Source organism: Ekhidna sp. (assembly GCF_965247405.1).
Taxonomy (GTDB): Bacteria; Bacteroidota; Bacteroidia; order Cytophagales; family Cyclobacteriaceae; genus Ekhidna.
In genome coordinates this window covers 3,228,439-3,252,221 of the sequence record NZ_OZ252014.1, presented here as the reverse complement: position 1 = coordinate 3,252,221, position 23,783 = coordinate 3,228,439, and the positions used below count along the sequence as shown (strand labels likewise).

Genomic DNA, 23,783 nt, shown 5'->3' with positions numbered 1-23,783 from the left:
GGGATTTATAGTGTTTTCTTCTTTCTTACATCGAGTTAGACAAGTAGATCATTTAGTGAGTGAAAAAAATTCAGGTATTCTTCCTTTTCTTCGCACTTGCCTTGTTAGCAAACGCCCAAACTGATTCCACGGAGGTACTCACTGTCGATCGAATATTTATAGAGGGAAACTACAAGACCAAACCTCATATCATCACCAGAGAGCTAAGTTTTTACACTGACAGTTCGTATATGCGTTACCAGCTGGATAGCATGTTTATCTGGGATAGAAACCGCATCTACAATACGAACCTCTTTAATGCCGTCTCTATTGACCTAGTCAATGTACAAAACAATCATGCGGAGGTAAAGATCACTGTAGATGAGCGCTGGTACATTTATCCTTTCCCTATCTTTCGTTTGATTGACCGTAATTTCAACGACTGGTGGGTGAATCGTGACCGTGACCTGAGCCGGGTAAATTATGGGCTTAAGGTGACTCAATTCAACTTTCGCGGAAGAGGAGAAGTGCTGAGACTGTGGCTACAAACAGGCTTTGAAACTGTAATAAACCTGTACTATCAAGTCCCCTATATTGACAAAAAACAAAACAATGGACTGCTTATCAGCTCGAGCTATTTTGAAGCGAAGAATGTACCAGTAGTCACCCGAGAAAACATTAGGCGATTTGCTTCATCGCAAGAAGAAGTGCTCAGAAGAGCATACACCAACTCCATCTCCCATTCATACAGAAGCTCTTTCTACTCCTATCATAGCACCAGCATTGGACACCTTCGGGTAGACATAGCAGACACAGTGGCCAGTCTAAATGAAAACTACCTGGGTGACGCCAGGACACAGCAGCAATACCTGACGTTGGGCTATACTTACGTGTGGGATAAAAGAAATAATGTAAACTATCCAACCAAGGGTTCGTTCTACCGTGCCGGTCTCACCAAAGTAGGTTTAGGCCTGTATAATGATGGGGTTGATTACTGGCGTGCAAGAGTCAGACTCACAAAATACACTGCATTTAAAGACAATTGGTTTCTTGTTAACAACCTATCAGTGCTCAGCACCTTCCCAGCAAAAAGTCGAGCGTATTTCAACTACAGCTCAATCGGATTTTTAAAAGAGGTGATCAGAGGATATGACCTACGCATCATCGAAGCTAGCTCCTATGCCTTGCAGCGAAATGAGTTTAAACACCAACTCTTTGGACGGAAATATGACATTAGTAAGGTTATGCCCCTGCGGCAATTTCAAACATTCCCAATCACCATCTATGGTAAAGTATTTTTTGATCAGGGATATGCAGTAGGCTTCCCCAATTATGAAGGAAGTGAGCTCTTAACGGATAAATACCTCTACAGTTTTGGAACAGGTATAGACTTGGTTTTGGTAAACGATGTGACTTTTCGGTTTGAATTTTCACGAAATGGTGAAAATGAGACAAACTTCTTCATCAACATATTATCACTTTTCTAGTCAAAGTACTTCCACTTTTTCCGCTTGCCTTTTTTAAAGAAATACCACTGCCCCACTTTATCACCCTCCTTCCAGTTTCCTTCATACAGCTGATTTCCTTCTTCATCAAAATATAACCACAAGCCATCCTCTAGCCCATTTTTCAAAATTCCTTTTTGATTGAGCTTTCCATTTTCGTGAAAAAACTCCCACGGTCCCATTGGGCTTCCCTGCTCATAATACCCCATTCGTTTCAAATTTCCGTTTTCATAAAAGAAAGTCCACTTCCCTTCATACAAGCCTTTTTCGTACCTCCCTTCTTTCTCCGACTGACCGGATGGATAGAAATAAGTGGCAGAATCTTCCAATAGCCCACCTTTCCAAAATTCCATTGCAATTAGCTGACCATTAAAAGAATAATATTTCTGAACCCCATTAAGTACTCCTTGCCTGTACGTCAATAGCGCATTTAACTCTCCGCTGGGATATTGATATTTCCAAACCCCATGTTTTGCTCCTTTGGTCATTTTACCAACAGCCTTCACTCCGCCATCCGTAAAACGTAGCGTATCATAGTCTTGTCCAGCCAAGTGGTGCACAAGAAAAAAAACAAAGACGTAGATGGCTAATTTCATCGCTACTTAATTTACGATTATTGATATAAAGCTACCAAATGCATACTTTGCATATATGAAGCAAATCACCTGCCTAATCACCTTACTGGTTTGTTTTGCTATTCAGGCACAAACCGGATCTTTCAATCTGGGAGGACGTAGTGCAGGGATGGCTGGCGCATCTCTTACCCTTGGCGATGAGTACAGTCTGTTCAATAATATTGGGGGCCTGGGAAGAGTGGAAGATCATTCCGCTTTTGCTGCCTATCAAAATCGTTATGGTGTAAGCGAATTTCAGGTGGTTGGTGCAGGTGCTGTTTATTCCACCGGTATTGGAAATGCAGGTGTAGGATTCTATAAATTTGGAGATGACCTTTACAGTGAGCAGAGACTTCATCTGGCATTTGGTAACAAAATACAAATGGTTAGCCTGGGAGTTGGGCTGGATCTGCTTCAATACAATGTATCAACCGTAGGCACCAACAGGGCAATGGCAATCCAGTTTGGAGGGGTGGCAGAAATAACCCCTCAGCTACGATTTGGAGCACATATTTTCAATCTCAACCAGGCTGAAATTAATTCTGAAACAGGCGAAAAAGCCCCGACGGTAATGAAAGCAGGTATTTCATTTTTACCTTCTGAGGAGTTGATTATTAATGCAGAGGTTGAAAAAGATTTGGATTTTGATGAGGTATTTAAAGCCGGGATTGAGTATCAGATTATTGAAAGTGTATATCTACGAACAGGTATTAGTACAGAGCCATTCCTGGGTGCTTTCGGTGTTGGGTTTCATCCCAAAAACCTCAAATTCGACTATGCTTTTTCTAACGATTCACGGCTGGGAAGCATTCATGAAATTTCAGTGGCCTACTCCTTTCAATGAAAAGATGGCTCACCATAGTATGTATTTCGGTAGGATTTTGCACCTACGCTCAGAATGACGAGATAGATCTGGAGGTTTTTGCCGAGCGTCTATTTCAAGTGCAGGATGAAGATGTGGCTTATGAAGACATCTACGAGTCATTGTTGCTTTATTATACCAACAAACTCAATCTGAATAAAGTGGAGCCTGAAGAACTAGCTTCTCTCTATATCCTCAGCCCAGCACAGATTTCTAATTTCTTTACTTATCGTGATCAGCTCGGAGATTTTCTTTCTATCAATGAACTCCAGGCCATTCCAGAAATGGATCTTGAAACCATAAGGTTACTTCAACCATTTGTTACCGTGGAAGAGTCGGTCACCGACTCACGACCGTTGCTTCAGCGAATTATTCAGGAAGAAAACAATTACTTTTTGCTTCGATATTCCAGACGACTCGAAGAGCAAGAAGGCTTTACTGCTGCACTTCCTTTGGATACCACTTTCGTACGTGATGAAAGTAACAACATCACTGATACAATTACCACGGAACCATCTCGCTACGTTGGGTCACCTGATAAAATATATGGTCGGTTTCGAACTAGTCATCGGGACGATTTCAGTCTGGGATTTACGTTTGAAAAAGATAATGGAGAAGCCTTCTCTTTTGAGGACGAACAAAAGGGATTTGACTTCTACTCCTACCATCTCATGCTCGAAAATAAGTGGGGCTTTGATAAAATCATGCTTGGTGATTTTCAGCTTCAGATCGGACAGGGAGTCGTATTTGGTGCCGGATTCAATGCAGGCAAGGGCGCTGAGACCGTCAACACCACCAAGCGAAACAGTTTAGGCATGCGTCCCTATACATCTGTTCTTGAGTCAGGTTTTTTTAGGGGAGCGGGTATCACTAAATCTTTCTCAGATATTGAACTAACTATCTTTTATTCAAAGCTGAAACAAGATGGAAACATTCAATCCGACACTATCTTTTCGGAATTCGAGGAGTTTGTCAATTCCATCCAAATTACCGGATTTCACCGAACACCCACTGAACTGGCGTCCAAAGATCAAATCGAAGAGGAGTCTATCGGCGCTTCGGTAGAGTATTCCCCCCACCGAAGATTTACTTTTGGTATTTCAGGGCTAAACAGTCAATACAGTCGACCCCTTCAACGAAGACCTAACAACTACAATCAGTTTGAATTTAAGGGAGACCACAATTTCATCACTTCGGCATATGCCCATTATACTTGGCAGAATTTTACCTTTTTTGGTGAGGCGGCCAGATCTAAGAGCGGAGGGATTGGAGCTGTTGGAGGACTGGTCACCAGCTTGTCGCGCATGGTCGATATGGCCATGGTCTTTAGAAACTACGACCGTGATTTTCATTCTTTCTACGGGAATGCGTTTTCTGAAAACTCACGAAACATTAATGAGAGTGGTACCTATTGGGGACTTTCTATCAAACCTAATCGAAGGCATAAGTTGAATATCTATTACGATCGATTCCAATTCCCATGGCTTAAATACCGTACTGAGGCTCCATCGGTAGGCAGTGAGTGGTTAGCACGTTATTCTCTCTTCCCATCCAGGCAGGTAACACTCTATGCCCAGGCCAGGCAGCAAACACGTCAGGTGACTGTGCCCAATGAAAATCTAAATCAACTGGTGGATCAGGTAAAAAGGAATTATCTATTCAACGTAGACTATGAATTGCGACCCTGGCTTAAACTGAAAACCAAAGTTCAAAGCAGCACCCAAGATGAAGGAGGTGAATTTACCAAAGGGTTTGCCATTATCCAGGATGTGAACTTTTCATGGTGGAAACTTAAATTTAATACCCGGATGGCACTTTTTGAGACAGACGATTTTGACAATGCTCAATATGTTTATGAAAGTGATGTGCTTTATGCTTTTTCTATCCCGGCATACAATGGCACAGGAGCCAGAACCTACGCGATGGTACGATATGATCCTGTCAGGGATGTATCATTATGGCTCAGATATGCACGCTTCACTTTCAGAGATCGTGACACGGTCGGTTCAGGGTTGAATGAATCAGAAGGGAACACTTCCACAGAGGTCAAAGCTATGCTTAGAATTAAATTCTAGGAAACCTCCAATCAATTTCATACTTTCAGAGTTAGCTTTATAGTCCAACCCATAGATAAATCGAATGGAGCCATTAAGAAATGTCTGGCAAGATCTGATCGAGTTCTTAACCAAAGTAGGTGAAATCTTTACCACCAATCTTTTTAGTCTGGGAGAGAGCAAGATCACCCTGGGAACTATTCTTTATTTCATTGTAAGCTTCACCATTTTGACCTTTCTGGCCAAAAGGTTTAGAAATCTATTAGTCAACAAAATATTGGTGAAAGCCAATATGGAAAAAGGCGCTCGAAATTCCATCGGTCTAATCACTCGTGTAATGCTGATGTTTGTTGGATCCATCTTCATTATCCAAAGTGCTGGAATTGACATGAGCTCATTAAGTCTATTAGCTGGAGCACTTGGTGTAGGTATCGGATTTGGTCTCCAAAATATTACTGACAATTTTATCTCAGGCATCATTATTTTGTTTGAAAAACCTATCAAGGTTGGGGATAGAATTGTCGTAGGTGATACGGAAGGTGATGTGATCAATATCTCCGTTCGAGCAACCACCATTCTTACCAATGAGAATGTCTCCATCATCGTACCAAACTCAGAATTCATTTCCTCCCGCGTAATCAACTGGAGCCATAATGACCGAAACATTAGATTTGACATCCCTGTAGGCGTGAGTTATGCGGAAGATCCTGCAGAAGTTAGAGATGTTCTCATTAAAGTGGCTGAGGAAAATGAGCATGTACTGAAACATCCAGCCCCCCATGTCTTTTTTGATGAATTTGGAGACAGCTCACTCAATTTCACACTTGCCATCTGGACTTCCACTCACACGGACAAACCTCGACGATTGAAGACAGAACTGTATTTTGAAATTTTTGAGAAGTTCAAAGAAAAGGGAATAGAAATTCCATTCCCTCAAAGAGATATACATGTCAAAACTCAACCAATAATTACGAAGCTCGAAGAGTAAGATAGTAGCCACTGAGTATTTAATAGAGTTTGAGCACTCTCTTATTAGTCTCCGTATTATTTCTATTATTCATGGCGTGAGATAAAAAAAAGGGGTATTCGCATACCCCTTTTCTTAATGTTGTCATAAATTAATTAAGCAGCTTTTTCAGAACTTTCTTTATTGTCGCTGCTTTCTCTTTCTTCTTTGATGGAGTTGAGTTCTTTTTCAAGACTAACACCTTCAAACTGCATGTCAGCGCTGATTTTACCTGCGTAATACAGTTCTTGTATTTGTTTTGCTGTAAGAGAGCTATTATCCGGACTCCATCCCGGAGGGCCAAAGATGTACATAAAGGCTTCCTTAAAGCTCTTTGCCTTTCTTACATCATTAAAAATATCTACAAAAATATGCGTGTTCAATTTTATCGGATTATACGTATCCGGGCTCTTCAAAATACCGTAATGTGGTTTTACATCTTTGATCGTATTTTGCCACGTCCCAAAAAGATGATCCCAAATCAGAAGAATTCCTCCGTGATTTTTATCTAGATATTGAATGTTACTTGAATGATGTACCGCATGCACATGTGGGTTGTTGAATATTTTTCCAAAAAATCCCAAAGAACCAATCAACTTGGTATGAAGAAAATACTGATAAGTCGCATTGATGATTAATGCCGACCCAATCATGATTGGTTCAAATCCAACAGCTGCCATCCAAAGCCAAAAAATCGGCTTATAAAGTGTAATGAACCATCCGTTTCTAATACTCACTGCCAAATTAAAGTTCTTTGAAGAGTGATGAGGAACATGTGCTGCCCAAAGTAGTCTTACCGTATGACTCCAACGATGATGCCAATAAAAATTGAAATCGTCAGCTAAAATGGCTAGAACCCATGCCCACCAAGCCCAACCAATGGTGGCATATCCCAAATATTCAGCTCGTAGTGGTTCAAAGAAATTGAAAACGCCCTGAAAGATTACAACAACTGTAAATGCTTTAGTGAAGAATGAAATCAATGCCGCACCTGCCGCGATCCCAAACCCAGCCAATGAATCTTTCAATTCATAATCATGTCTTGCAACAAGGAACTCTACCACCATGAAGGCTAGTAGAATTGGGAATATGTAGATCATGTTATCTCCTACATTAAACTCTGGCATATTTCTATGTTTTGATTTATAAAGTTATTTGGACTAGCAAGATTACATCAAAAAATATAGTGAATCGACTTGATTCAAATTAAATGATTATTCAGTCTTTTGTTTGCCAAATTTGTAAGTAAGTCCAACTCCAATCACACTTTTGAATTGAACACGATCTTTGAGTTCTGTGGACTCGTCGATTATCCCATCTCCGTTATCATCAGCACCAATCTTTATATCCTTATCATAAATCAACTGAGCAAAGGCATTCATTGATAGCACTTTAGTAAGTTGCATTACCAAAGCATTTTGCCAGTTCACATCAATGGTTCCAAAATTCTCTATATAGCTGGTGAATAATTCAAGCCTGCTTTCAAAAATATCATTCTTGTATTTGGCTCTGAAAAACGAACCAAACTCCGCTCTTGATTTCTTTCCCGGAGTAATTACTGTAGTTCCATCTGCAGCGAAAACGGCCGGATCTACACCGTAAGCTCCCTGATTAGCCAATTCCTGATCTTTGACAAAAGTGAACTTACCAGTCACAGGCTGATAAGAAAAACTCAGCTGATCAGTAGGGTCATATGACACCCCTAAACCGATTGTCAGGTAACCTGGTGCCATAAAATCGGAAATGAAATTACCTTCTTCGTCTACCCCTTCGTAAAACTGGGTTTTAAAATCCATCAACGCGCTGAAAAACCACTTTCCACTTTCCCGATTCATGCGGTAGCTATACTTGGTCACAATGTTTATCAAGTCGTCTGACTTGGTAAAGCTCGCATCCCCTTGTCTAATCAATCCATAGGCTAGATCCATTGAGTTTTCCCATTTACCTCTTCCCTTCACCCTGTTAGCAAACAAACTTAAATTGGAGTTGATGGCCACTGAATTTTGCCCTCCTGCTGCCCAGTTAGTAAGTGACACTTGTGAGAAAGTTATAGAACCTGTACCTCCATTTCTCCAATAGGAAGTGTCAGCAGGAGTGGTATTTTGGGCGAATAATGAGGTTGATAATGTAACTAATAGAGCGGTAATTTTTAATCTCATTCTTAATCGTATGAATTTGTTTTTAAATCGTTTTCCTTAAGTATTCTTCTTAAAATTTTACCAACATTTGATTTAGGTAACTCATCGGTGAAAGCGATATACTTTGGTCTTTTGTAGCCAGTAAGGTTTTCTTCGCAGTGAGCTCTTATTTCATCTTCTGTTAAGCTTTCCTCTGCTTTAACGATGTAAACCTTAACCGCTTCGGTAGACTTTTTATCTGGCACGCCAATGGCCCCTACTTCCAGAACCTTATCATGAAGCGCAATACAATCCTCAATTTCATTGGGATACACATTAAATCCAGAAACCAAAATCATTTCCTTCTTCCTATCAACGATCTTGAAGAATCCCTGCTCGTTCATCACTGCTATATCCCCGGTCTTAAACCAGTCATCATGAAAACAGTTTTTTGTCTCTTCTGGTCTGTTCCAATATCCCTGGAATACCTGCGGACCCCTTGCACATAGTTCTCCACGCTCACCTGTTTTTACTTCTTTCCCATCATCATCTAAGATGACCACCTCAGTGCTCGGGATCGGCATCCCTATGAATCCGGTTTCTGCATCCTTTCGAAGCGGATTGGCAGTAAGTACTGGTGACGTCTCTGTCAGCCCATATCCTTCTGAAACCGGGGTGCCTGTCACCTCAGACCATTTATCAGCCACATATTTCTGTAAAGCCATCCCCCCTGCAAAGGAAAATTTCACTTTTGAAAAATCTAAATCCTTAAACTTTGGTTGATTCAGTAGCCCATTGAAAAGAGTATTAACTCCTGTGAGAATAGACCACTGGTGTCTTGCCAGGTCCTTCAGGAATGCTTTCATATCGCGAGGGTTGGTCACAAGTACATTTCTAGCTCCTATCCTGACTGTCATTAACGCATTACATGTCAATGCGAAAATGTGATACATTGGTAGTGCGGTAATGAATATTTCTTTTCGTTCTTCCAATCCGCCATGAAGCATCCACTCACAAACCTGCTCAATATTGGCAATTACATTTCGATGCGTCAGCATAGCTCCTTTCGATACACCTGTAGTGCCTCCGGTGTACTGAAGAAAAGCGAGCTCTGAACTTTCCATCGCTACTTTCGTAGCTGGCCTTTCTGTTCCTAGCTTCAAAGCGTCTTTGAATTTTACCGCCTCAGGAAGGTTGAATGAAGGCACCATCTTTTTGATGCTTTTCACCACGAAGTTGACGATACTCCCTTTTAGTCCGCCTATCAGATCACCAATCTTTGTTACTACAACTGTCTCAATCTGTGTTTCCTTTAGAATCTCTTCCAGATTACTGGCAAAATTTTCAACGATCACAATCGCTTTCGCTCCTGAATCATTAAACTGATGAAGCATCTCACTTGGGGTATAAAGCGGATTGGTGTTTACTACCACCATTCCTGCCTTTAAAATACCGTAAAGTGCCACAGGGTATTGTAGTAGATTTGGCATCTGAATAGCCACACGATCTCCTTGTTTTAGGTTCGTATGGTTTTGCAGATAGGAAGCAAACTGGTCTATGGCCTGACCTAACTCAGAAAAGGTCATTTCCTTACCCATATTTTCAAATGCTACCAGGTCCTTATAGTGATCTATTCGTTCATCTACCATTTCAGATAGTGAACCATACGTATCGGGGCTAATCTCTTTACGCACTCCATCGGGGTAGCTGGCATGCCAGACTTGTTTTTTCATATTTCGGGCTGAGTTATTTTTTAAAGCTGATAAAGATAAGGTATGCACTTTACTGAAAAAGGATAGACCAAAAAAAAAGGCCTTGGCACCCCTACCAAGACCTCAAAATAAACAACATTAACCCAAAGCTGTAGAGGGAGGATTCGAACCTCCACGGAGCAGTTAGTCCCGTTCGTTCTCTCCCGAATCTTGTCCGTGAGAGAACATACAGGGATTTATCCCTTATCTCCACCCCCGAGAGAGGAGGGCATGTCTGCCAGTTTCACCACTCTACAGTGTGTTTGATGATTCAAATTTAACAGAATCATAGTTTTATTGAAATAAATTCAATAATTTAGAATAATATTTACATATAATTCAATTTAAAACGTTTTAAATAGCAAATTTCTAAAATCAAGTGTGAGATATGAGTAAAAATTATGAAATTGATAATGTAGATCTGAAGATATTGAATATCCTATCGGAGGATGCCAAAATGCCATACACGGAAGTGGCAAAAAAAGTCTTTGTTTCCGGTGGTACCGTTCACGTGCGCATGAAAAAACTCGAAGAGATGGGGATAGTGAAAGGCACAACCTTAAAGATTGACTATGGTAAACTTGGATACGACATCACATGTTTTCTTGGTATTTATCTAGAAAAAAGCTCAATGTATGATGAGGTGGTAGCCAAACTAAAAGAGATCAGTGAGATAGCTACAATTAGATACACTACAGGTAATTACAATATTTTCTGCAAAATCTACTGTAAGGACACACAACATTTACGAGATGTCTTACATGATAAAATCCAAAAAGTAGATGGAATTGAAAGTACTGAGACCTTCATATCGCTGGAAGAAAGTGTCAATAAGCACTTAACCTTCTAAGCCGCTAGCAATAGAGATGAGCATTGTTATTTGAAAATTTTATAGAGTATTAAGATATTCTTATACTTATCCTGAACCTTCTAATAACTTCATTGTTCTTATTTAGAATTACTATAAATAAGGTGTACCTTTGCACTTTGAATTGAAGGCGACTAAATGAGTACTGACGAACAAATATTAGAAGAATTCACCTCCAAAGAATATGAGCACGGCTGGTCGGTAGATTTCGAGGCTGACGAGGCTCCTTTGGGGATTAATGAAGATATTATTCATTTCATTTCTGCAAAAAAAGAGGAGCCGAAATGGTTGCTTGAGTGGAGACTAAAAGCTTTCCGTCAGTGGCAGAAAATGACTGAGCCAAATTGGGCCAATGTCAAGTACCCAAAAGTAGATTACCAAGCGATCAGATATTACTCTGCTCCGAAGCAGGATAAGAAACCAAAAAGCCTGGATGAAGTAGATCCTGAACTTCTAAAAACCTTTGAAAGACTGGGCATCTCTCTTCAGGAGCAAAAAAGGCTTACTGGTGTAGCAGTAGATGCTGTGATCGATTCGGTTTCGGTTGCTACGACATTTAAGGAAAAACTATCTGAATTGGGTGTGATCTTCTGTTCTTTTAGCGAGGCGGTTCATGAACATCCTGAGCTCGTAAAAAAATATTTAGGCTCGGTTGTGCCGGCGAATGACAACTATTTTGCCGCGCTCAACTCTGCCGTTTTCTCTGATGGATCTTTCTGTTACATCCCTAAAGGGGTCAGATGTCCAATGGAATTGTCGACCTATTTCCGAATTAACGCAGCAAATACAGGTCAGTTTGAAAGAACATTGATTGTGGCAGAAGACGATAGCTATGTTAGCTACCTTGAAGGCTGTACTGCTCCAATGCGAGATGAAAATCAGCTCCATGCCGCAGTGGTTGAAATTTACGCAGCGAAAAATGCAGAAGTAAAATATTCAACGGTACAGAACTGGTATCCGGGTGACAAGAATGGTAAAGGTGGCATCTACAACTTCGTTACTAAACGAGGTATCTGTGCCGGAGACCATGCTAAGATCTCGTGGACTCAGGTTGAAACCGGGTCTGCTGTAACATGGAAATACCCTTCATGTATCCTAAAGGGAGACAATTCTGTTGGTGAATTTTACTCAGTAGCAGTTACTAACAATTACCAACAAGCTGATACCGGCACCAAAATGATTCATTTGGGTAAAAACACCCGATCCAGAATCGTTTCTAAGGGGATATCTGCTGGTAAATCTCAAAATAGCTACAGAGGACAGGTAGAGATTATGAAGCGTGCAGAAAACGCACGAAACTTCTCACAATGTGATTCATTACTCATGGGTGATAAATGTGGCGCACACACATTCCCATATATAGATATTAAAAATAAATCTGCTCAGGTAGAGCATGAAGCAACTACTTCTAAAATTGGTGAAGATCAAATCTTTTACTGTCAACAGCGAGGGATAGATGAAGAAACAGCAGTTGCGCTAATTGTTAATGGATTTGCAAAAGAGGTGATGAATAAGCTTCCGATGGAGTTTGCTGTAGAAGCTCAAAAACTATTAGCCCTGACTCTTGAAGGAAGCGTAGGGTAAATGTTCAAAGTTTCAAGTTTCTAGTTTATAATCTATGGCCACTATCAAAAAATTTGAAGACTTGAACTCTTGGCAAAAAGCAAGAGAATTATGTCAATTAATTTTTGAAAGATTAATTGATAATTCTGAAGTAAGAGATTTTGAACTAATAAACCAGATTAACAGATCCTCAGGTTCTGTTATGGATAATATAGCTGAGGGATTTGAAAGAAATGGAAATAAAGAATTCAATCAATTCTTATCAATTGCAAAAGCTTCATGTGGTGAGGTGAGGTCACAATTATATAGAGCTAAGGATAGAAGGTATTTGACAGAAACAGAATTTTCTGAGATGCATGAAATGACAGAAGAAACTAGTAAAATGATAAGTGGCTTAATGAATTATTTGAGAAATTCTGATTTGAGAGGAATTAAATTTTCTAGCAAAGGCTCTCAAAACGAAAAAACTTTGAACAAAAAACTTTGAACTGAATGATTTCAATTAAGAATCTACACGCCTCAATTGAGGATAAAGAGATACTAAAAGGCATAAACCTGGAAGTAAAAGCAGGTGAAGTACACGCGATCATGGGACCGAATGGTTCTGGTAAAAGTACGTTAGCTTCTGTTCTTGCCGGAAGAGAAGATTATGAGGTGACAGAGGGTTCTATCACATACGAAAACGAAGATTTGCTGGAATTAGGTCCTGATGAACGAGCTCAAAAAGGTATTTTCCTTGCGTTCCAATACCCGGTAGAAATCCCTGGCGTATCTACAACCAACTTCCTTAAGACCGCCATCAATCAGGTCAGGGAGGCTCGAGGTGAGAAAGCATTGGACGCTGTTCACTTTCTGAAGCTTATGAAAGAGAAAATGAAGCTTGTTGACATGGATCAGGCCCTTCTTAGCCGATCACTGAATGAAGGCTTCTCAGGAGGGGAGAAAAAGAGAAATGAAATTTTTCAAATGGCGATGCTGGAGCCTAAGCTGTCAATTTTAGATGAAACAGATTCAGGCCTTGATATTGATGCTTTAAGGATTGTTGCTGATGGCGTCAACAAACTGAAGAGTGATAAAACTGCAACAATTGTAGTTACACACTATCAGCGTCTGCTGGATTATATCGTGCCTGATTTTGTGCATGTACTTTATAATGGCCAGATTGTAAAATCGGGTGATAAGAGCCTGGCCCTAGAATTGGAAGAAAAAGGATACGACTGGATCAAAGAAGAAGTAGCTGCGGTATGATCATGAGTACACCTGCCATATTAGAAAATCTCGAAAGTACTTTTAAGGGTAATGAAGTGCAGAAAAAGGCTTTGGACATGCTGAACGAAGTGGGACTCCCCCATCGTAAGTCTGAAGCCTATAAGTTCACGCCCATCACTTCCAACCTGGAAAAGAACATCGATTTTGAAGCCACCGGTGAAAATATTTTTGACGCTTCGCTTCTGTATAAGGAAGAGGGAAGTCATCTCGTTTTCATCAACGGAGAGCTATCCAAGGATCATTCGTCCGTTTCTGCTGCCCTGAAATTCGAGGTTGCTGAAGTATCTGAAGGTAAACACGATCCATTTAGTCTGTTAAATGTGGCTTATGCCAAAGAGGAGATCAAAATGGAATCAGGTTATGAAGAGCCGGTATTCATCTACCACTTCAATTCCAACGGATTCTCGAATCCCCGAATCAAGGTGAATGTAAAAGATGGTCATACTTTCCGTGTGGTGGAAAAACTGATCACTCCAACCAATACAAATACGTTTACCAACTCATACATTGAGTTTACTGTGGGGAAAAATGCTTTTGGATATCACACAAAAGTGCAGAACTACAATGATCACACATTTAGTCACGAGACTGTACTGGCACATGTTGAAAGAGATGGTCAGTTTTATAATAACACCTTCTCCTTTGAGGGAGCGATGGTCAGAAACAATTTGACCATTAATCTAAACGCTGAAAATTGTGAAGGACACATGTATGGGCTTTTTCTGCTGGATAAAAAATCCCATGTGGACAACAATACTTCTGTGGATCATATGAAACCAAACTCATTTAGCAATGAGCTTTACAAAGGCATACTAGATGAGAAATCTACCGGTGTATTCAACGGAAAAATATATGTAAGACAGGATGCACAAAAGACCAACGCTTTCCAGTCAAACAACAACATTCTTCTTTCTGAGGATGCTACGCTTCACACCAAGCCACAGTTAGAAATCTGGGCAGATGATGTAAAATGTTCTCACGGGTGTACCTCAGGTCAGCTAGATGAGGATGCTATTTTTTATCTGAGAGCCAGAGGTATCAACGAAAAGAATGCAAAAGCCATGATTCTTAATGCATTTGCGGCTGAGACCATGGAGCATGTAAAAGCATCATCTGTAAAAGAGGAGATTCAAGGATTGATTGATCAAAAACTAGTATAAATGCCAACGGTAACTGCCAGTATTGACATCCAAAAAATCAGGAGCCTGTTCCCGGTTCTTGAGCAGGAGGTAAATGGAAAGCCGTTGATTTACTTTGACAATGCCGCTTCTTCTCAAACAGTAAAGCCAGTAGTTGATGCACTGACTCATTTTTATGAGAAAGATCATGCAAATATTCACCGTGGGATTCATACCCTCGCCGAGCGATCTACTAAGGCTTATGAAGAGACACGTGAAAGAGTTAGTGAGTTCATTAATGCTGGAGAGGCTGACGAAATCATCTTTACCAAAGGCACTACCGAGAGCATAAACCTGGTCGCTCAATCATGGGGATCTAAGTTTTTAAGTAAAGGAGATGAAATAGTTATTTCTCAGCTTGAGCACCATTCCAATATTGTACCCTGGCAATTGGCAGCAGAGCGGTCAGGTGCGGTGATCAAAGTGATCCCAATCAACGAAAAGGGTGAAATATTGCTTGATCAGTATAAAAGTCTCCTCAGCAGCAAAACCAAACTTGTAGCAGTTAATTATATTTCTAATTCGCTGGGAACAATTAATCCAGTAAAAGAGATCATAGAGGCTGCTCAGAATGTGGGAGCCATCACACTTATTGATGCGGCTCAGGCAGCACCCCATATTCAAATTGATGTTCAGGAACTCAACTGTGATTTTTTAGCCCTTTCCAGTCATAAAATGTATGGACCAACGGGTGTAGGCATTTTGTATGGGAGAAGAGATTTATTGGAAGCTATGCCTCCTTACCAGGGAGGTGGAGAGATGATCAAAGATGTATCGTTTAACGGAACCACCTACAATGATATCCCATACAAGTTTGAGGCTGGCACACCCAACATCGGAGATGTGATTGCATTTAAATATGCCATGGATTTCATCGATGAATTGGGGCATGAGAACATTCAGGCTTATGAACATGAGCTACTTGAGTATGCAAACACTAGACTCGAAAGTATACCGGGATTCAGAGCCATCGGTACCGCTGATTATAAAGCGAGTGTGATCTCTTTCCTTATCGACAATGTTCATCAATATGATCTGGGACAACTTTTGGATGTTCGTGGAGTGGCCGTTCGCACAGGCCATCATTGCACTCAGCCTCTAATGGATCATCTGGGAATCGATGGAACTGTACGCGCCTCTTTTGCCGTTTACAACACCAAAGAAGAAATAGATGTGTTTTGTGATGCATTGCAAAGCATTGTAAAGAAATTTAGCTGATGGATCTAATCAAGCAAAGACAGGAAGAAATCATCGAAGAATTCTCCATGTTGGATGGTGACATGGAAATGACGCTGGATTATATCATGGAGCTTGGAACTGAGTTGGGCGCCTTTTCAGAGGAAGATCGTATCGAAGACAATATAGTGAAGGGTTGTCAGTCCAAAGTTTGGATGACTGCTGGGTTGGAAAACGATCGCGTTCAGTTTAAAGCTGATTCCAACACAGCTATAACGAAAGGTCTTGTCAGTTTGCTTGTGCGTGTATTGAATCAATCGGCACCACAAGATGTTATGAATGCAGAAATCTACTTCCCGAAACAAATTGGGATGGATCGGTTCATTGGCACGCAAAGATCCAATGGATTTGCAGCGATGATCAAGCAAATGAAAATGTATGCGCTGGCACTAACAGCAAAACAAGCGTCATGAGCGAAACGAAAACAAATAACGACACCCTGGCACTGAAAGAGGACATCATTCGTGCAATCAAAAATGTGTACGACCCTGAAATTCCTGTGGACGTGTATGAGCTTGGATTAATCTATGAGATTAATATCCTGCCGGTAAATAACGTGGAAATCATAATGACATTGACTTCTCCCTCCTGCCCTGCAGCCGAGAGTTTACCCGGTGAAGTAGAAGCTAACGTAAAAGCAGTACCAGGCGTCAATGAAGTGAATTTAGAGCTGACATTCGATCCGCCTTATGCTACAGACATGATGTCTGAGGAGGCAAAGTTGGAGCTTGGCTTTATGTAATTGATTTTTTAAATAACTAAATAAATATAAACGAATATGTACCCACCGGAATTAGTAGCGCCGATGAAAGCACATCTGACTGAAAATGGATTCCAAGAATTCACTTCAGCAAGTGAAGTAGAGGATCATTTAAAAGACCATAAAGGAACTTCCCTGATGGTGATCAATTCTGTTTGCGGGTGTGCTGCCGGCACCTGCCGACCAGGCGTGTTATTGTCTTTAGAAAAGTCTGACAAAAAACCTGATAATCTTACTACGGTATTCGCAGGTTTTGATACAGAAGCGACACAAAAAGCAAGAGAGTTTACGCTTCCGTTCCCTCCTTCTTCACCATCTATTGCATTGTTTAAAGATGGGGAGTTGGTGCACATGGTAGAGCGACACCACATTGAAGGACGATCTGCAGAGATGATCGCTGATCATTTAGAGCAGGTTTATGCAGAGTTCTGCTAAGAACTAAGATATTTATAAGCACAAAGCCTCGTTTAATCAATTAAACGAGGCTTTTTTAATGGTCAATATTTTTTTGTCAATCGTCTGAACCGAAGTAAGAGGTAAATAGCGTTTCCAGTTCATCAATAAAATCTTCATAGTAGTTTGCTGCATCTTCAGAAGACTCATCTTTATATTCCAACAACACTATTATCCCATCCATTTCATCATCTTCTAAGACGATATCAGCAATTTTAAAATCCTGGTATAAAACCTCAAGATTCAAGAATTCATTAATCTGTGCCGCAGTTGGATCTTCGAGTTGAAGAATTTGAGCTATTCCATCAGTTGATTGAATAGAAAGATCATTGCTATAAAGAGCAAAAGTTGCCTTAAGTAGACTCTGTTCTGTCAAATTCTGATAATCATTACCATCTAATTTTACTTCCGCATGAATACCAGTAGAACATACATCCGTATCATCTGCAAAATCCAAATCCAATGAAAATTCGGTCCCCGAAATATTATCAACTACCAACGAAAGCGAATAAGGATTGACATACACTCCTAAATCAATCGCTATCGGTATTTGGAAATCTGCATTGTTCGCATATTCCACACTATTCAAATCAATGGTAATTATCTCTGTACCATCAACAACAAGAGAGACATCAACAGATGTTGGTAAATAAATTGGTTCCTCTCCAATTGATACTTCTGTGTCTGAGTAGTTTTCAATTGTAAGTACGGCATTGTTGCTATTCAGATCAGGACTAGTCGCAAAATTCAAGACTATTCGTCCATTCTGATCACCAGATTTTGTCCAAGATGTATCTGCAGGATTGAAGGTATATGTTCCCTCAAAAGCATCCATATCAAGTCCATTTTTTTCAGAAACCGGCATAACGTCCGGCAATCTATTAGTTAATGTATCTATCCACTCCAGGTGAAGCGTGTCACCATCCACAATGCCCATAAAGTCCGTAAGAACAGTTTCAATAGCCAAGCCACTCTCAAATGTTTTTATGCAATCCAGCGTGGCATCTAGTGAAGCCTGAATATGATCTTTATCTTGTTCAACAGTAGTAGGAACAGGATCGCACACATCTCCGATCCCGTCTTCATCACTATCCAATTGATCAGAATTAGCTGTTTCAGGACAATTATCCTGATCATCAGGTATACCATCCTCATCTTCATCGTCTTCGCAGACATCACCGATTCCATCTCCATCACTATCCGCCTGATCAGGATTGCTTACCAATGGACAGTTATCTTCTTCATCTACAATACCATCTTCATCTGTATCCGGTAATGGTGGATCTTCATCCTTAGAACAAGAGATGAAAATAATGAGCGTTAAAAAAGTGGCAACAAGAAAAGCAGTCCGAAAAACTGCGTTAGCGGATTTGGTGAATTGTGTTTTCATGGATTTTGACTTTAGCGGTAGTAGCTTGATATTAAGCTATTTAGCTTATAAAGTTCATCAAAAATTTTAAATAATTGTATTAATGAAAGATTTTTTTGTGCCTAAACCCTTATTCAATCGTTGAGATTGAGAATTAAATTACCTTACCTGGAAACACTATTTTGACATGAAAACAATGACCTGCAGACAGCTGGGAGGGGCTTGCGACTTAGCATTTCATGCTGATACTTTTGAAGAAATAGAAGCACAAAGCAAACAGCATGGAATGGAAATGTTCCAAAAAGGAGATCAAGCACACCTGGATGCTATGCAAAAAATGAAACAATTGATGAATTCGCCTGCTGAGATGAAGGCATGGTTTGAGAGTAAGCGAAAGGAGTTCGAGGCATTACCAAATGATGAATAATCGACAATTTGAAATCTTTGCAGTAGTGTTCACTGCTTTTGGCAAATTTCTATTTTATGACATTCTTGATCAGCGTTTGATTTTCATTTTACTGATGTTTCTTTTTTGGGGCATCTACATCACATACCGTGTTCGTCAATATCCAGATGTATTGAAATCCTGGGGATTCAGAATGGATAACTTTTATATTGTTCTCAGAAAGGTTCTTCCCTTTGGAATAACGGCCATTCTCGTATGTTTTTTCATAGGATTCATGCAGGACACCATCAACCTGCATTGGCACCTTATCCCTATACTCATTCTTTATCCTCTATTTGGTACACTGCAACAATTCCTACTAATGGCCCTTGTTGCAGGTAATTTGCAAGACCTAAACAGGTTCAGGCATCATACAATCATACTCCTATCCTCCGTTTTATTTGGCTTGTTGCACTATCCACATTGGTGGCTGGTGGTAGGAACCTTTCTTTTGGCACTGTTCTATTCCTACATTTTCCTTAAAGAACGTAACCTGTATGTTCTGGGTATTTTTCATGGATGGCTTGGGGGTATTTTCTATTACACAGTCGTTGATAAAGATCCTTTCTTTGAAGTCTTTAAGCCACTTTTAATGTGACCAGACCGTAAAAAAATAAGGGGAAATGGTAGTTGGGTTTTTATTATAAAACCTAACCATGAAGAGAAGAAAGCAAATATTAATCATTGCTTGCGGTATTGCCATCGCTATCATGTTAATTCTATCAAGTCTAAAAACATCAAATTGGCGATCCGAACTTACCCCTGCCGCACAAAAAAAGCCGAAGCAACATGCCCCGGCTCTCTTTGATAGTATATTTTAATTCTTATTTCCCTAGTTTGAATAGGCTATATCCGATAGAAAGCTGGAAAGTTCGGTTTTTGAAATCACCAGCACCTTCACTTACATCTGAAATGCCTAATACATATCTGGCAGTAAACTGCAAGCCGAATGGGGCATCCCAACCTGCTCCAAGCGCAGCACTTAAATCACTGTTTTTGTAAGCATCCTTCACATCGGTGGATCCGCTTTCTGCTTTGGTAAGAATACCAAACTGAGGACCAGCTTGAAGATTAAGTCCCAATGGAAGATAAAATTTAACCATAACAGGAACATTTACATAGCTCAGGTCTACATCACCAAAGTTAGAATCTGCTCCCTGCTTAGAGAAAAGCACTTCGGGTTGGATACCAATATTCGCTAGCTTAATAAGTCCATAAGCACCGCCATGGAATGAAGTAATACCATCTGTGCTGATGTCTGTATCTGCGTTGGCAAAGTTTGCACCTGCCTTTAAGCCCAAGCTAACTGATGCCTGGCTAAATACCACAGCTGAAATAAGTACGAATGAAAGTGTTAGAAAAGTTTTTTTCATAATTGTTTTTCGTTTTGTATAAGTAAAAGAATAGGTGGAACACACCTAAAGAATAGACACAAAAAAAGGGTGTTAGTACACCCTTTTTAATGATTTTCTTTGTGATTTATAAGGCTACTCCGATGAACGACTTAAATGCAAGTCCCATCAATCCAGTAATCAACATGGTAATTCCTAGCCCTTTTAATCCGTCTGGCACGTGAGAGTATTTCAAGCGTTCCCTGATAGCTGCCAGTGCTATAATAGCGAGAAAGAAACCAGTTCCGGATCCAAATCCAAAAGCAGTTGCCTCCACAATGGTGTAGTCTCTCTGAACCATGAATAGGGAAGATCCAAGAATTGAGCAGTTTACTGCGATCAATGGAAGGAAAATACCTAACGATCCATAGAGTGAAGGTGAGAATTTTTCAATGATCATCTCTACCAATTGCACCATCGCTGCAATCACTGCAATGAAGATGATAAACTGAAGGAATGTAAGATCAATGCTAGCAAAATCTGCTCCCATCCATGTTAGAGCTCCTTCTTTCAATACATTTTCCTGAATCAACCAGTTGATAGGCACAGTGATGGTCAATACGAAAATTACTGCCATTCCAAGGCCAAAAGCGGTTTTCACTTTCTTAGACACAGCCAAAAAGGAACACATACCCAGAAAGTATGCAAAGACCATGTTGTCAATGAAAATTGCCTTTATCGCTATATTAATTGCTTCCATAATTTTAATCTTTCTTCAGCTTAACTAGTGCTCTACGTAACCATTTTTCGTTCTCTGTACCCAAATGATCACCCCAAGAATGATGAATGCCCCAATGGAGTCAACCATCAATCCATTAGTTTGAAGGGTAGTTCCAAAGAGGCTTCCCAGCGAACCGTACACATCAAACTCTAGTGGTGTTCCTACAAACACAGTTCCTCCTCCCAATAGCTCTCTAAAAAATGCAACTACCAGAATGATCCATGCATAGCCAAATCCACTTCCGAATCCATCAAGGATGGAGTCATATGGTTTGTTTGCCATGGCGAATGCCTCAAGTCGACCCATTACAATGCAGTTTGTAATAATTAGACCTACATAAGCACCAAGCACTTTATACATATCATAACTGTAAGCCTTTAGCACTTCACTTACTAGCGTTACCAACGTAGCAATAATTGCCAACTGTACAATGATTCGAATCCTATTTGGGATCATCTTTCTCATCACTGAGGTGATAAGGTTAGAGAACACAATCACGAAAATCACCGCAATAGACATAATCATTGTCGGCTTGAACTGTACCGTTACGGCCAGCGCCGAACAGATACCCAATACCTGTACAGTAATTGGGTTGTCCTCATTTAATGGGTCAGATACAATCCTTTTTCTTCTTTTCGAAAATAAAGGTTCTGCAGGCTCTTTGGTTTTTAGCTCTACAGCTGATTCTTCTGATACTTCTGCAATATCGGTACTCATAGACTAGCCGTTTTTTGAGATTTCTTTTTCTTAATGAATGCCGAATAGCATTCCAAATATTTTTCAAGCATGGCGTTAACACCTTTAGCAGTCATGGTTGCTCCAGAGAGCCCATCAACTTCATGCTCACTCAGGCCGGTATTACCTTCACCTTTTACCATGGTGATGCTTACAAGCTCGCCCTGATCATCATAAATTTCTTTTCCTACAAATCGATTTTGAACACTTGCTTCAGTGATTCTGGCTCCCAAGCCCGGAGTTTCACTCTTATGGTCAAAAGCAATTCCTTTTACCGTATTTAGATCCGGACCGAATGCTACATAACTTGAGATCCAATCCCAAAGGCCAGAGCCAAAAGTTGGGAAAATGTATGCATCTGCAGACGCTCCACTTTCACTGAACATAAAGACAGGATACAATCGCTCCTGAGGATCCAGTTTGTAGTTCTTCTGAATATTTACCTTCTCTGCTACAACAGGATTCCCCTTTGAGTCTTCTGTAACTTCGTTTCCATTAATATCCACAACAATTGACTCTACTTTCTCATCATAAATGCTGAGTATCTCGTTTGGATCTTCGATGGTAGAAATATCCATTACAGCACCCAGAATTTTCTTCTTGGTGTCTAATTCTACCTGCTTGTCCTGCAATGGCTTCAGCCCTACTGAGGTAAGGGATAGTGCACCTCCAAATACCACGGTAAGCCCAATGGCAAAAAGAATTACATATAAATTAGACTGTCGCACGTTTTAATCTTCGTTTTTTGTTTGCTTCAACTACGTAAAAATCAATTAGTGGCGCAAATACATTCATAAATAGAATCGCCAACATAATTCCCTCCGGATATGCCGGGTTAATAACCCGGATTAATACGGTAATCACACCAATTAAAAATCCGTATATCCATTTGCCTACTTCTGTATGTGATGCGCTCACAGGATCGGTGGCCATAAAAACTGCACCGAAAGCCAAACCTCCTATAACCAGGTGATAATAAGCTGGCATCTCCATAAAACTATTTCCACCTGTCAGATTGAACAAGCCTCCCATAGCCAATGTTCCAAGCACTACACTCAACATGATCTTCCAACTCCCCACGCCTGTCGCTATAAGAATGATTGCTCCTATCAGGCACATCAACGTTGAGGTTTCACCAATACTTCCTGGAATCACACCAAGGAACATATTCCAGAAATCGAACATGCCGGCATACCAGTGGTTTCCTGCTAATTCCAACATGTTAGTACCATTTGCCGCCGCTTCTGCTCCATAGGCAAGAATGGTAGCGCCAGAAAATCCATCTACTGGTGTCTTATCACCAAAATACGTCCATACATCACCGGAAATGTCTGTTGGATAAGCAAAGTATAAGAACACCCTGGCTGTTAAAGCAACATTCAGAATATTCATTCCCGTTCCACCGAACACTTCCTTCCCAATAACCACTGCAAATACAGTAGCCAGAGCTACCTGCCACAAAGGAATGGTTGCAGGCATAATTAAAGGAATAAGCATTCCAGTAACCAGAAATCCTTCTTCGACAGGTCGCTGATAGATCACACAGAAGGTGAACTCAGTTAATAAACCCACACCATAGGATACTGCAATGATCGGCACCACTTTAAGGATACCAATCCAAAATTTATCTAAGAGGCTAGCCTCTACGCCTGTCGCAATGAAGTGCTGATGACCCACATTCCACATTCCAAAAATGAGACATGGAATCATGGCGATGATTACTGTCATCATCACACGCTTCAAATCCGTTGCATCTTTAATCTGGGTTCCCTTTTTTCCTGTAATGATATCAGGGGCAAAAAAGATCGTTCTGTGGCCCTCATAGATAGGATAGAACCTTTCGAACTTTCCACCTTTTTCAAAAAGCGGCTTTAAATCGTCAAATTTTTTCTGCAAAAACTTCATTC

At 40.4% G+C, this 23,783-nt stretch carries 25 protein-coding genes; 15 read left to right on the top strand and 10 right to left on the bottom strand.

The window, feature by feature from the left end:
• Nucleotides 1–59 precede the first annotated feature (59 nt).
• Nucleotides 60–1,466, top strand: coding sequence for a BamA/TamA family outer membrane protein (locus ACP14Y_RS15050; protein ID WP_424963751.1), 1,407 nt, complete (start codon nt 60–62; stop codon nt 1,464–1,466).
• Here ACP14Y_RS15050 and ACP14Y_RS15045 read toward each other — a convergent pair.
• Nucleotides 1,463–2,080, bottom strand: a complete 618-nt coding sequence (locus ACP14Y_RS15045; protein ID WP_424963750.1) for a toxin-antitoxin system YwqK family antitoxin — start codon at nt 2,078–2,080, stop codon at nt 1,463–1,465. The two genes, ACP14Y_RS15050 and ACP14Y_RS15045, sit on opposite strands and share 4 nt — an antisense overlap.
• Nucleotides 2,081–2,135: 55 nt before the next feature.
• Between ACP14Y_RS15045 and ACP14Y_RS15040 the strand changes: the two genes are divergently transcribed.
• From ACP14Y_RS15040 to ACP14Y_RS15030, 3 genes are all read left to right on the top strand, one after another.
• A complete protein-coding gene (locus ACP14Y_RS15040; RefSeq protein WP_424963749.1) occupies nt 2,136–2,942 on the top strand; it encodes a hypothetical protein in 807 nt (268 codons plus the stop codon).
• Nucleotides 2,939–5,035: a ComEA family DNA-binding protein gene (locus ACP14Y_RS15035; RefSeq protein WP_424963748.1), complete on the top strand. Its 2,097-nt coding sequence runs from the start codon at nt 2,939–2,941 to the stop codon at nt 5,033–5,035. Before ACP14Y_RS15040 ends, ACP14Y_RS15035 begins: the two co-directional genes overlap by 4 nt.
• 64 nt (nt 5,036–5,099) lie before the next feature.
• The gene (locus ACP14Y_RS15030; RefSeq protein WP_424963747.1) at nt 5,100–6,002 is read left to right on the top strand and encodes a mechanosensitive ion channel family protein; all 903 of its coding nucleotides are present in this window, start codon (nt 5,100–5,102) and stop codon (nt 6,000–6,002) included.
• Nucleotides 6,003–6,136: 134 nt separating this feature from the next.
• Here ACP14Y_RS15030 and ACP14Y_RS15025 read toward each other — a convergent pair whose 3' ends face one another.
• From ACP14Y_RS15025 to ACP14Y_RS15015, 3 genes are all read right to left on the bottom strand, one after another.
• Complete coding sequence (locus ACP14Y_RS15025; RefSeq protein ID WP_424963746.1) at nt 6,137–7,147, bottom strand: sterol desaturase family protein; 1,011 nt, start codon at nt 7,145–7,147, stop codon at nt 6,137–6,139.
• Between the two features lie 87 nt (nt 7,148–7,234).
• Nucleotides 7,235–8,179 (bottom strand): DUF3078 domain-containing protein, encoded by a 945-nt coding sequence (locus ACP14Y_RS15020; protein WP_424963745.1) that lies wholly within the window; start codon nt 8,177–8,179, stop codon nt 7,235–7,237.
• A 2-nt stretch (nt 8,180–8,181) separates the two neighbouring features.
• On the bottom strand, nt 8,182–9,870 hold the full coding sequence (locus ACP14Y_RS15015) for an AMP-binding protein (RefSeq protein WP_424963744.1): 1,689 nt from the start codon (nt 9,868–9,870) through the stop codon (nt 8,182–8,184).
• Nucleotides 9,871–10,276: 406 nt separating this feature from the next.
• Here ACP14Y_RS15015 and ACP14Y_RS15010 point away from each other — a divergent pair, with 406 nt between their 5' ends.
• From ACP14Y_RS15010 to ACP14Y_RS14970, 9 genes are all read left to right on the top strand, one after another.
• Nucleotides 10,277–10,738: an Lrp/AsnC ligand binding domain-containing protein gene (locus ACP14Y_RS15010; protein WP_349562593.1), complete on the top strand. Its 462-nt coding sequence runs from the start codon at nt 10,277–10,279 to the stop codon at nt 10,736–10,738.
• A gap of 156 nt (nt 10,739–10,894) precedes the next feature.
• Nucleotides 10,895–12,340, top strand: a complete 1,446-nt coding sequence (sufB, locus tag ACP14Y_RS15005; RefSeq protein ID WP_424963743.1) for a Fe-S cluster assembly protein SufB — start codon at nt 10,895–10,897, stop codon at nt 12,338–12,340.
• A gap of 34 nt (nt 12,341–12,374) precedes the next feature.
• Nucleotides 12,375–12,806 carry a four helix bundle protein gene (locus ACP14Y_RS15000; protein WP_424963742.1) on the top strand — a complete coding sequence of 144 codons (432 nt, stop codon included), beginning with the start codon at nt 12,375–12,377 and terminating at the stop codon, nt 12,804–12,806.
• 5 nt (nt 12,807–12,811) lie between these two features.
• A complete protein-coding gene (sufC, locus tag ACP14Y_RS14995) occupies nt 12,812–13,567 on the top strand; it encodes a Fe-S cluster assembly ATPase SufC (protein WP_349562595.1) in 756 nt (251 codons plus the stop codon).
• Nucleotides 13,568–13,569: 2 nt separating this feature from the next.
• Nucleotides 13,570–14,748: a Fe-S cluster assembly protein SufD gene (gene sufD, locus ACP14Y_RS14990; RefSeq protein ID WP_424963741.1), complete on the top strand. Its 1,179-nt coding sequence runs from the start codon at nt 13,570–13,572 to the stop codon at nt 14,746–14,748.
• Nucleotides 14,749–15,984: an aminotransferase class V-fold PLP-dependent enzyme gene (locus ACP14Y_RS14985; RefSeq protein ID WP_424963740.1), complete on the top strand. Its 1,236-nt coding sequence runs from the start codon at nt 14,749–14,751 to the stop codon at nt 15,982–15,984. It abuts the gene before it with no gap.
• Nucleotides 15,984–16,415, top strand: a complete 432-nt coding sequence (locus tag ACP14Y_RS14980) for a SufE family protein (RefSeq protein ID WP_424963739.1) — start codon at nt 15,984–15,986, stop codon at nt 16,413–16,415. Before ACP14Y_RS14985 ends, ACP14Y_RS14980 begins: the two co-directional genes overlap by 1 nt.
• The gene (locus ACP14Y_RS14975) at nt 16,412–16,744 is read left to right on the top strand and encodes a DUF59 domain-containing protein (protein ID WP_349562599.1); all 333 of its coding nucleotides are present in this window, start codon (nt 16,412–16,414) and stop codon (nt 16,742–16,744) included. The genes ACP14Y_RS14980 and ACP14Y_RS14975 overlap by 4 nt, the downstream gene beginning before the upstream one ends.
• Before the next feature lie 36 nt (nt 16,745–16,780).
• Complete coding sequence (locus ACP14Y_RS14970) at nt 16,781–17,197, top strand: BrxA/BrxB family bacilliredoxin (protein WP_424963738.1); 417 nt, start codon at nt 16,781–16,783, stop codon at nt 17,195–17,197.
• Nucleotides 17,198–17,273: 76 nt separating this feature from the next.
• Here ACP14Y_RS14970 and ACP14Y_RS14965 read toward each other — a convergent pair whose 3' ends face one another.
• Nucleotides 17,274–18,605: a thrombospondin type 3 repeat-containing protein gene (locus ACP14Y_RS14965; protein ID WP_424963737.1), complete on the bottom strand. Its 1,332-nt coding sequence runs from the start codon at nt 18,603–18,605 to the stop codon at nt 17,274–17,276.
• Nucleotides 18,606–18,771: 166 nt separating this feature from the next.
• Here ACP14Y_RS14965 and ACP14Y_RS14960 point away from each other — a divergent pair, with 166 nt between their 5' ends.
• Together ACP14Y_RS14960 and ACP14Y_RS14955 are read left to right on the top strand one after the other, a co-directional pair.
• Nucleotides 18,772–19,011, top strand: coding sequence for a DUF1059 domain-containing protein (locus ACP14Y_RS14960; protein WP_424963736.1), 240 nt, complete (start codon nt 18,772–18,774; stop codon nt 19,009–19,011).
• On the top strand, nt 19,001–19,627 hold the full coding sequence (locus tag ACP14Y_RS14955) for a hypothetical protein (RefSeq protein ID WP_424963735.1): 627 nt from the start codon (nt 19,001–19,003) through the stop codon (nt 19,625–19,627). The genes ACP14Y_RS14960 and ACP14Y_RS14955 overlap by 11 nt, the downstream gene beginning before the upstream one ends.
• 226 nt (nt 19,628–19,853) lie before the next feature.
• Here ACP14Y_RS14955 and ACP14Y_RS14950 read toward each other — a convergent pair whose 3' ends face one another.
• The 5 genes from ACP14Y_RS14950 to ACP14Y_RS14930 form a co-directional block, all read right to left on the bottom strand.
• Nucleotides 19,854–20,402, bottom strand: coding sequence for a porin family protein (locus ACP14Y_RS14950; protein ID WP_424963734.1), 549 nt, complete (start codon nt 20,400–20,402; stop codon nt 19,854–19,856).
• A 106-nt stretch (nt 20,403–20,508) separates the two neighbouring features.
• Nucleotides 20,509–21,123, bottom strand: coding sequence for an NADH:ubiquinone reductase (Na(+)-transporting) subunit E (nqrE, locus tag ACP14Y_RS14945; protein ID WP_424964443.1), 615 nt, complete (start codon nt 21,121–21,123; stop codon nt 20,509–20,511).
• A 21-nt stretch (nt 21,124–21,144) separates the two neighbouring features.
• Nucleotides 21,145–21,858, bottom strand: a complete 714-nt coding sequence (locus tag ACP14Y_RS14940) for an NADH:ubiquinone reductase (Na(+)-transporting) subunit D (protein WP_424963733.1) — start codon at nt 21,856–21,858, stop codon at nt 21,145–21,147.
• The gene (gene nqrC / locus ACP14Y_RS14935; protein WP_424963732.1) at nt 21,855–22,604 is read right to left on the bottom strand and encodes an NADH:ubiquinone reductase (Na(+)-transporting) subunit C; all 750 of its coding nucleotides are present in this window, start codon (nt 22,602–22,604) and stop codon (nt 21,855–21,857) included. Before nqrC ends, ACP14Y_RS14940 begins: the two co-directional genes overlap by 4 nt.
• Nucleotides 22,591–23,781, bottom strand: coding sequence for an NADH:ubiquinone reductase (Na(+)-transporting) subunit B (locus tag ACP14Y_RS14930; protein WP_424963731.1), 1,191 nt, complete (start codon nt 23,779–23,781; stop codon nt 22,591–22,593). Before ACP14Y_RS14930 ends, nqrC begins: the two co-directional genes overlap by 14 nt.
• Nucleotides 23,782–23,783: the final 2 nt, after the last annotated feature.

Excerpts from the sequence above, each read along its gene's own strand:
- ACP14Y_RS15045 (WP_424963750.1), bottom strand. The coding sequence starts at position 2,080 with ATGAAATTAGCCATCTACGTCTTTGTTTTTTTTCTTGTGCACCACTTG.
- ACP14Y_RS15040 (WP_424963749.1), top strand. The coding sequence starts at position 2,136 with ATGAAGCAAATCACCTGCCTAATCACCTTACTGGTTTGTTTTGCTATT.
- ACP14Y_RS15035 (WP_424963748.1), top strand. The coding sequence starts at position 2,939 with ATGAAAAGATGGCTCACCATAGTATGTATTTCGGTAGGATTTTGCACC.
- ACP14Y_RS15030 (WP_424963747.1), top strand. The coding sequence starts at position 5,100 with ATGGAGCCATTAAGAAATGTCTGGCAAGATCTGATCGAGTTCTTAACC.
- ACP14Y_RS15025 (WP_424963746.1), bottom strand. The coding sequence starts at position 7,147 with ATGCCAGAGTTTAATGTAGGAGATAACATGATCTACATATTCCCAATT.
- ACP14Y_RS15020 (WP_424963745.1), bottom strand. The coding sequence starts at position 8,179 with ATGAGATTAAAAATTACCGCTCTATTAGTTACATTATCAACCTCATTA.
- ACP14Y_RS15015 (WP_424963744.1), bottom strand. The coding sequence starts at position 9,870 with ATGAAAAAACAAGTCTGGCATGCCAGCTACCCCGATGGAGTGCGTAAA.
- ACP14Y_RS15010 (WP_349562593.1), top strand. The coding sequence starts at position 10,277 with ATGAGTAAAAATTATGAAATTGATAATGTAGATCTGAAGATATTGAAT.
- sufB (WP_424963743.1), top strand. The coding sequence starts at position 10,895 with ATGAGTACTGACGAACAAATATTAGAAGAATTCACCTCCAAAGAATAT.
- ACP14Y_RS15000 (WP_424963742.1), top strand. The coding sequence starts at position 12,375 with ATGGCCACTATCAAAAAATTTGAAGACTTGAACTCTTGGCAAAAAGCA.
- sufC (WP_349562595.1), top strand. The coding sequence starts at position 12,812 with ATGATTTCAATTAAGAATCTACACGCCTCAATTGAGGATAAAGAGATA.
- sufD (WP_424963741.1), top strand. The coding sequence starts at position 13,570 with ATGAGTACACCTGCCATATTAGAAAATCTCGAAAGTACTTTTAAGGGT.
- ACP14Y_RS14985 (WP_424963740.1), top strand. The coding sequence starts at position 14,749 with ATGCCAACGGTAACTGCCAGTATTGACATCCAAAAAATCAGGAGCCTG.
- ACP14Y_RS14980 (WP_424963739.1), top strand. The coding sequence starts at position 15,984 with ATGGATCTAATCAAGCAAAGACAGGAAGAAATCATCGAAGAATTCTCC.
- ACP14Y_RS14975 (WP_349562599.1), top strand. The coding sequence starts at position 16,412 with ATGAGCGAAACGAAAACAAATAACGACACCCTGGCACTGAAAGAGGAC.
- ACP14Y_RS14970 (WP_424963738.1), top strand. The coding sequence starts at position 16,781 with ATGTACCCACCGGAATTAGTAGCGCCGATGAAAGCACATCTGACTGAA.
- ACP14Y_RS14965 (WP_424963737.1), bottom strand. The coding sequence starts at position 18,605 with ATGAAAACACAATTCACCAAATCCGCTAACGCAGTTTTTCGGACTGCT.
- ACP14Y_RS14960 (WP_424963736.1), top strand. The coding sequence starts at position 18,772 with ATGAAAACAATGACCTGCAGACAGCTGGGAGGGGCTTGCGACTTAGCA.
- ACP14Y_RS14955 (WP_424963735.1), top strand. The coding sequence starts at position 19,001 with ATGATGAATAATCGACAATTTGAAATCTTTGCAGTAGTGTTCACTGCT.
- ACP14Y_RS14950 (WP_424963734.1), bottom strand. The coding sequence starts at position 20,402 with ATGAAAAAAACTTTTCTAACACTTTCATTCGTACTTATTTCAGCTGTG.
- ACP14Y_RS14940 (WP_424963733.1), bottom strand. The coding sequence starts at position 21,858 with ATGAGTACCGATATTGCAGAAGTATCAGAAGAATCAGCTGTAGAGCTA.
- ACP14Y_RS14930 (WP_424963731.1), bottom strand. The coding sequence starts at position 23,781 with ATGAAGTTTTTGCAGAAAAAATTTGACGATTTAAAGCCGCTTTTTGAA.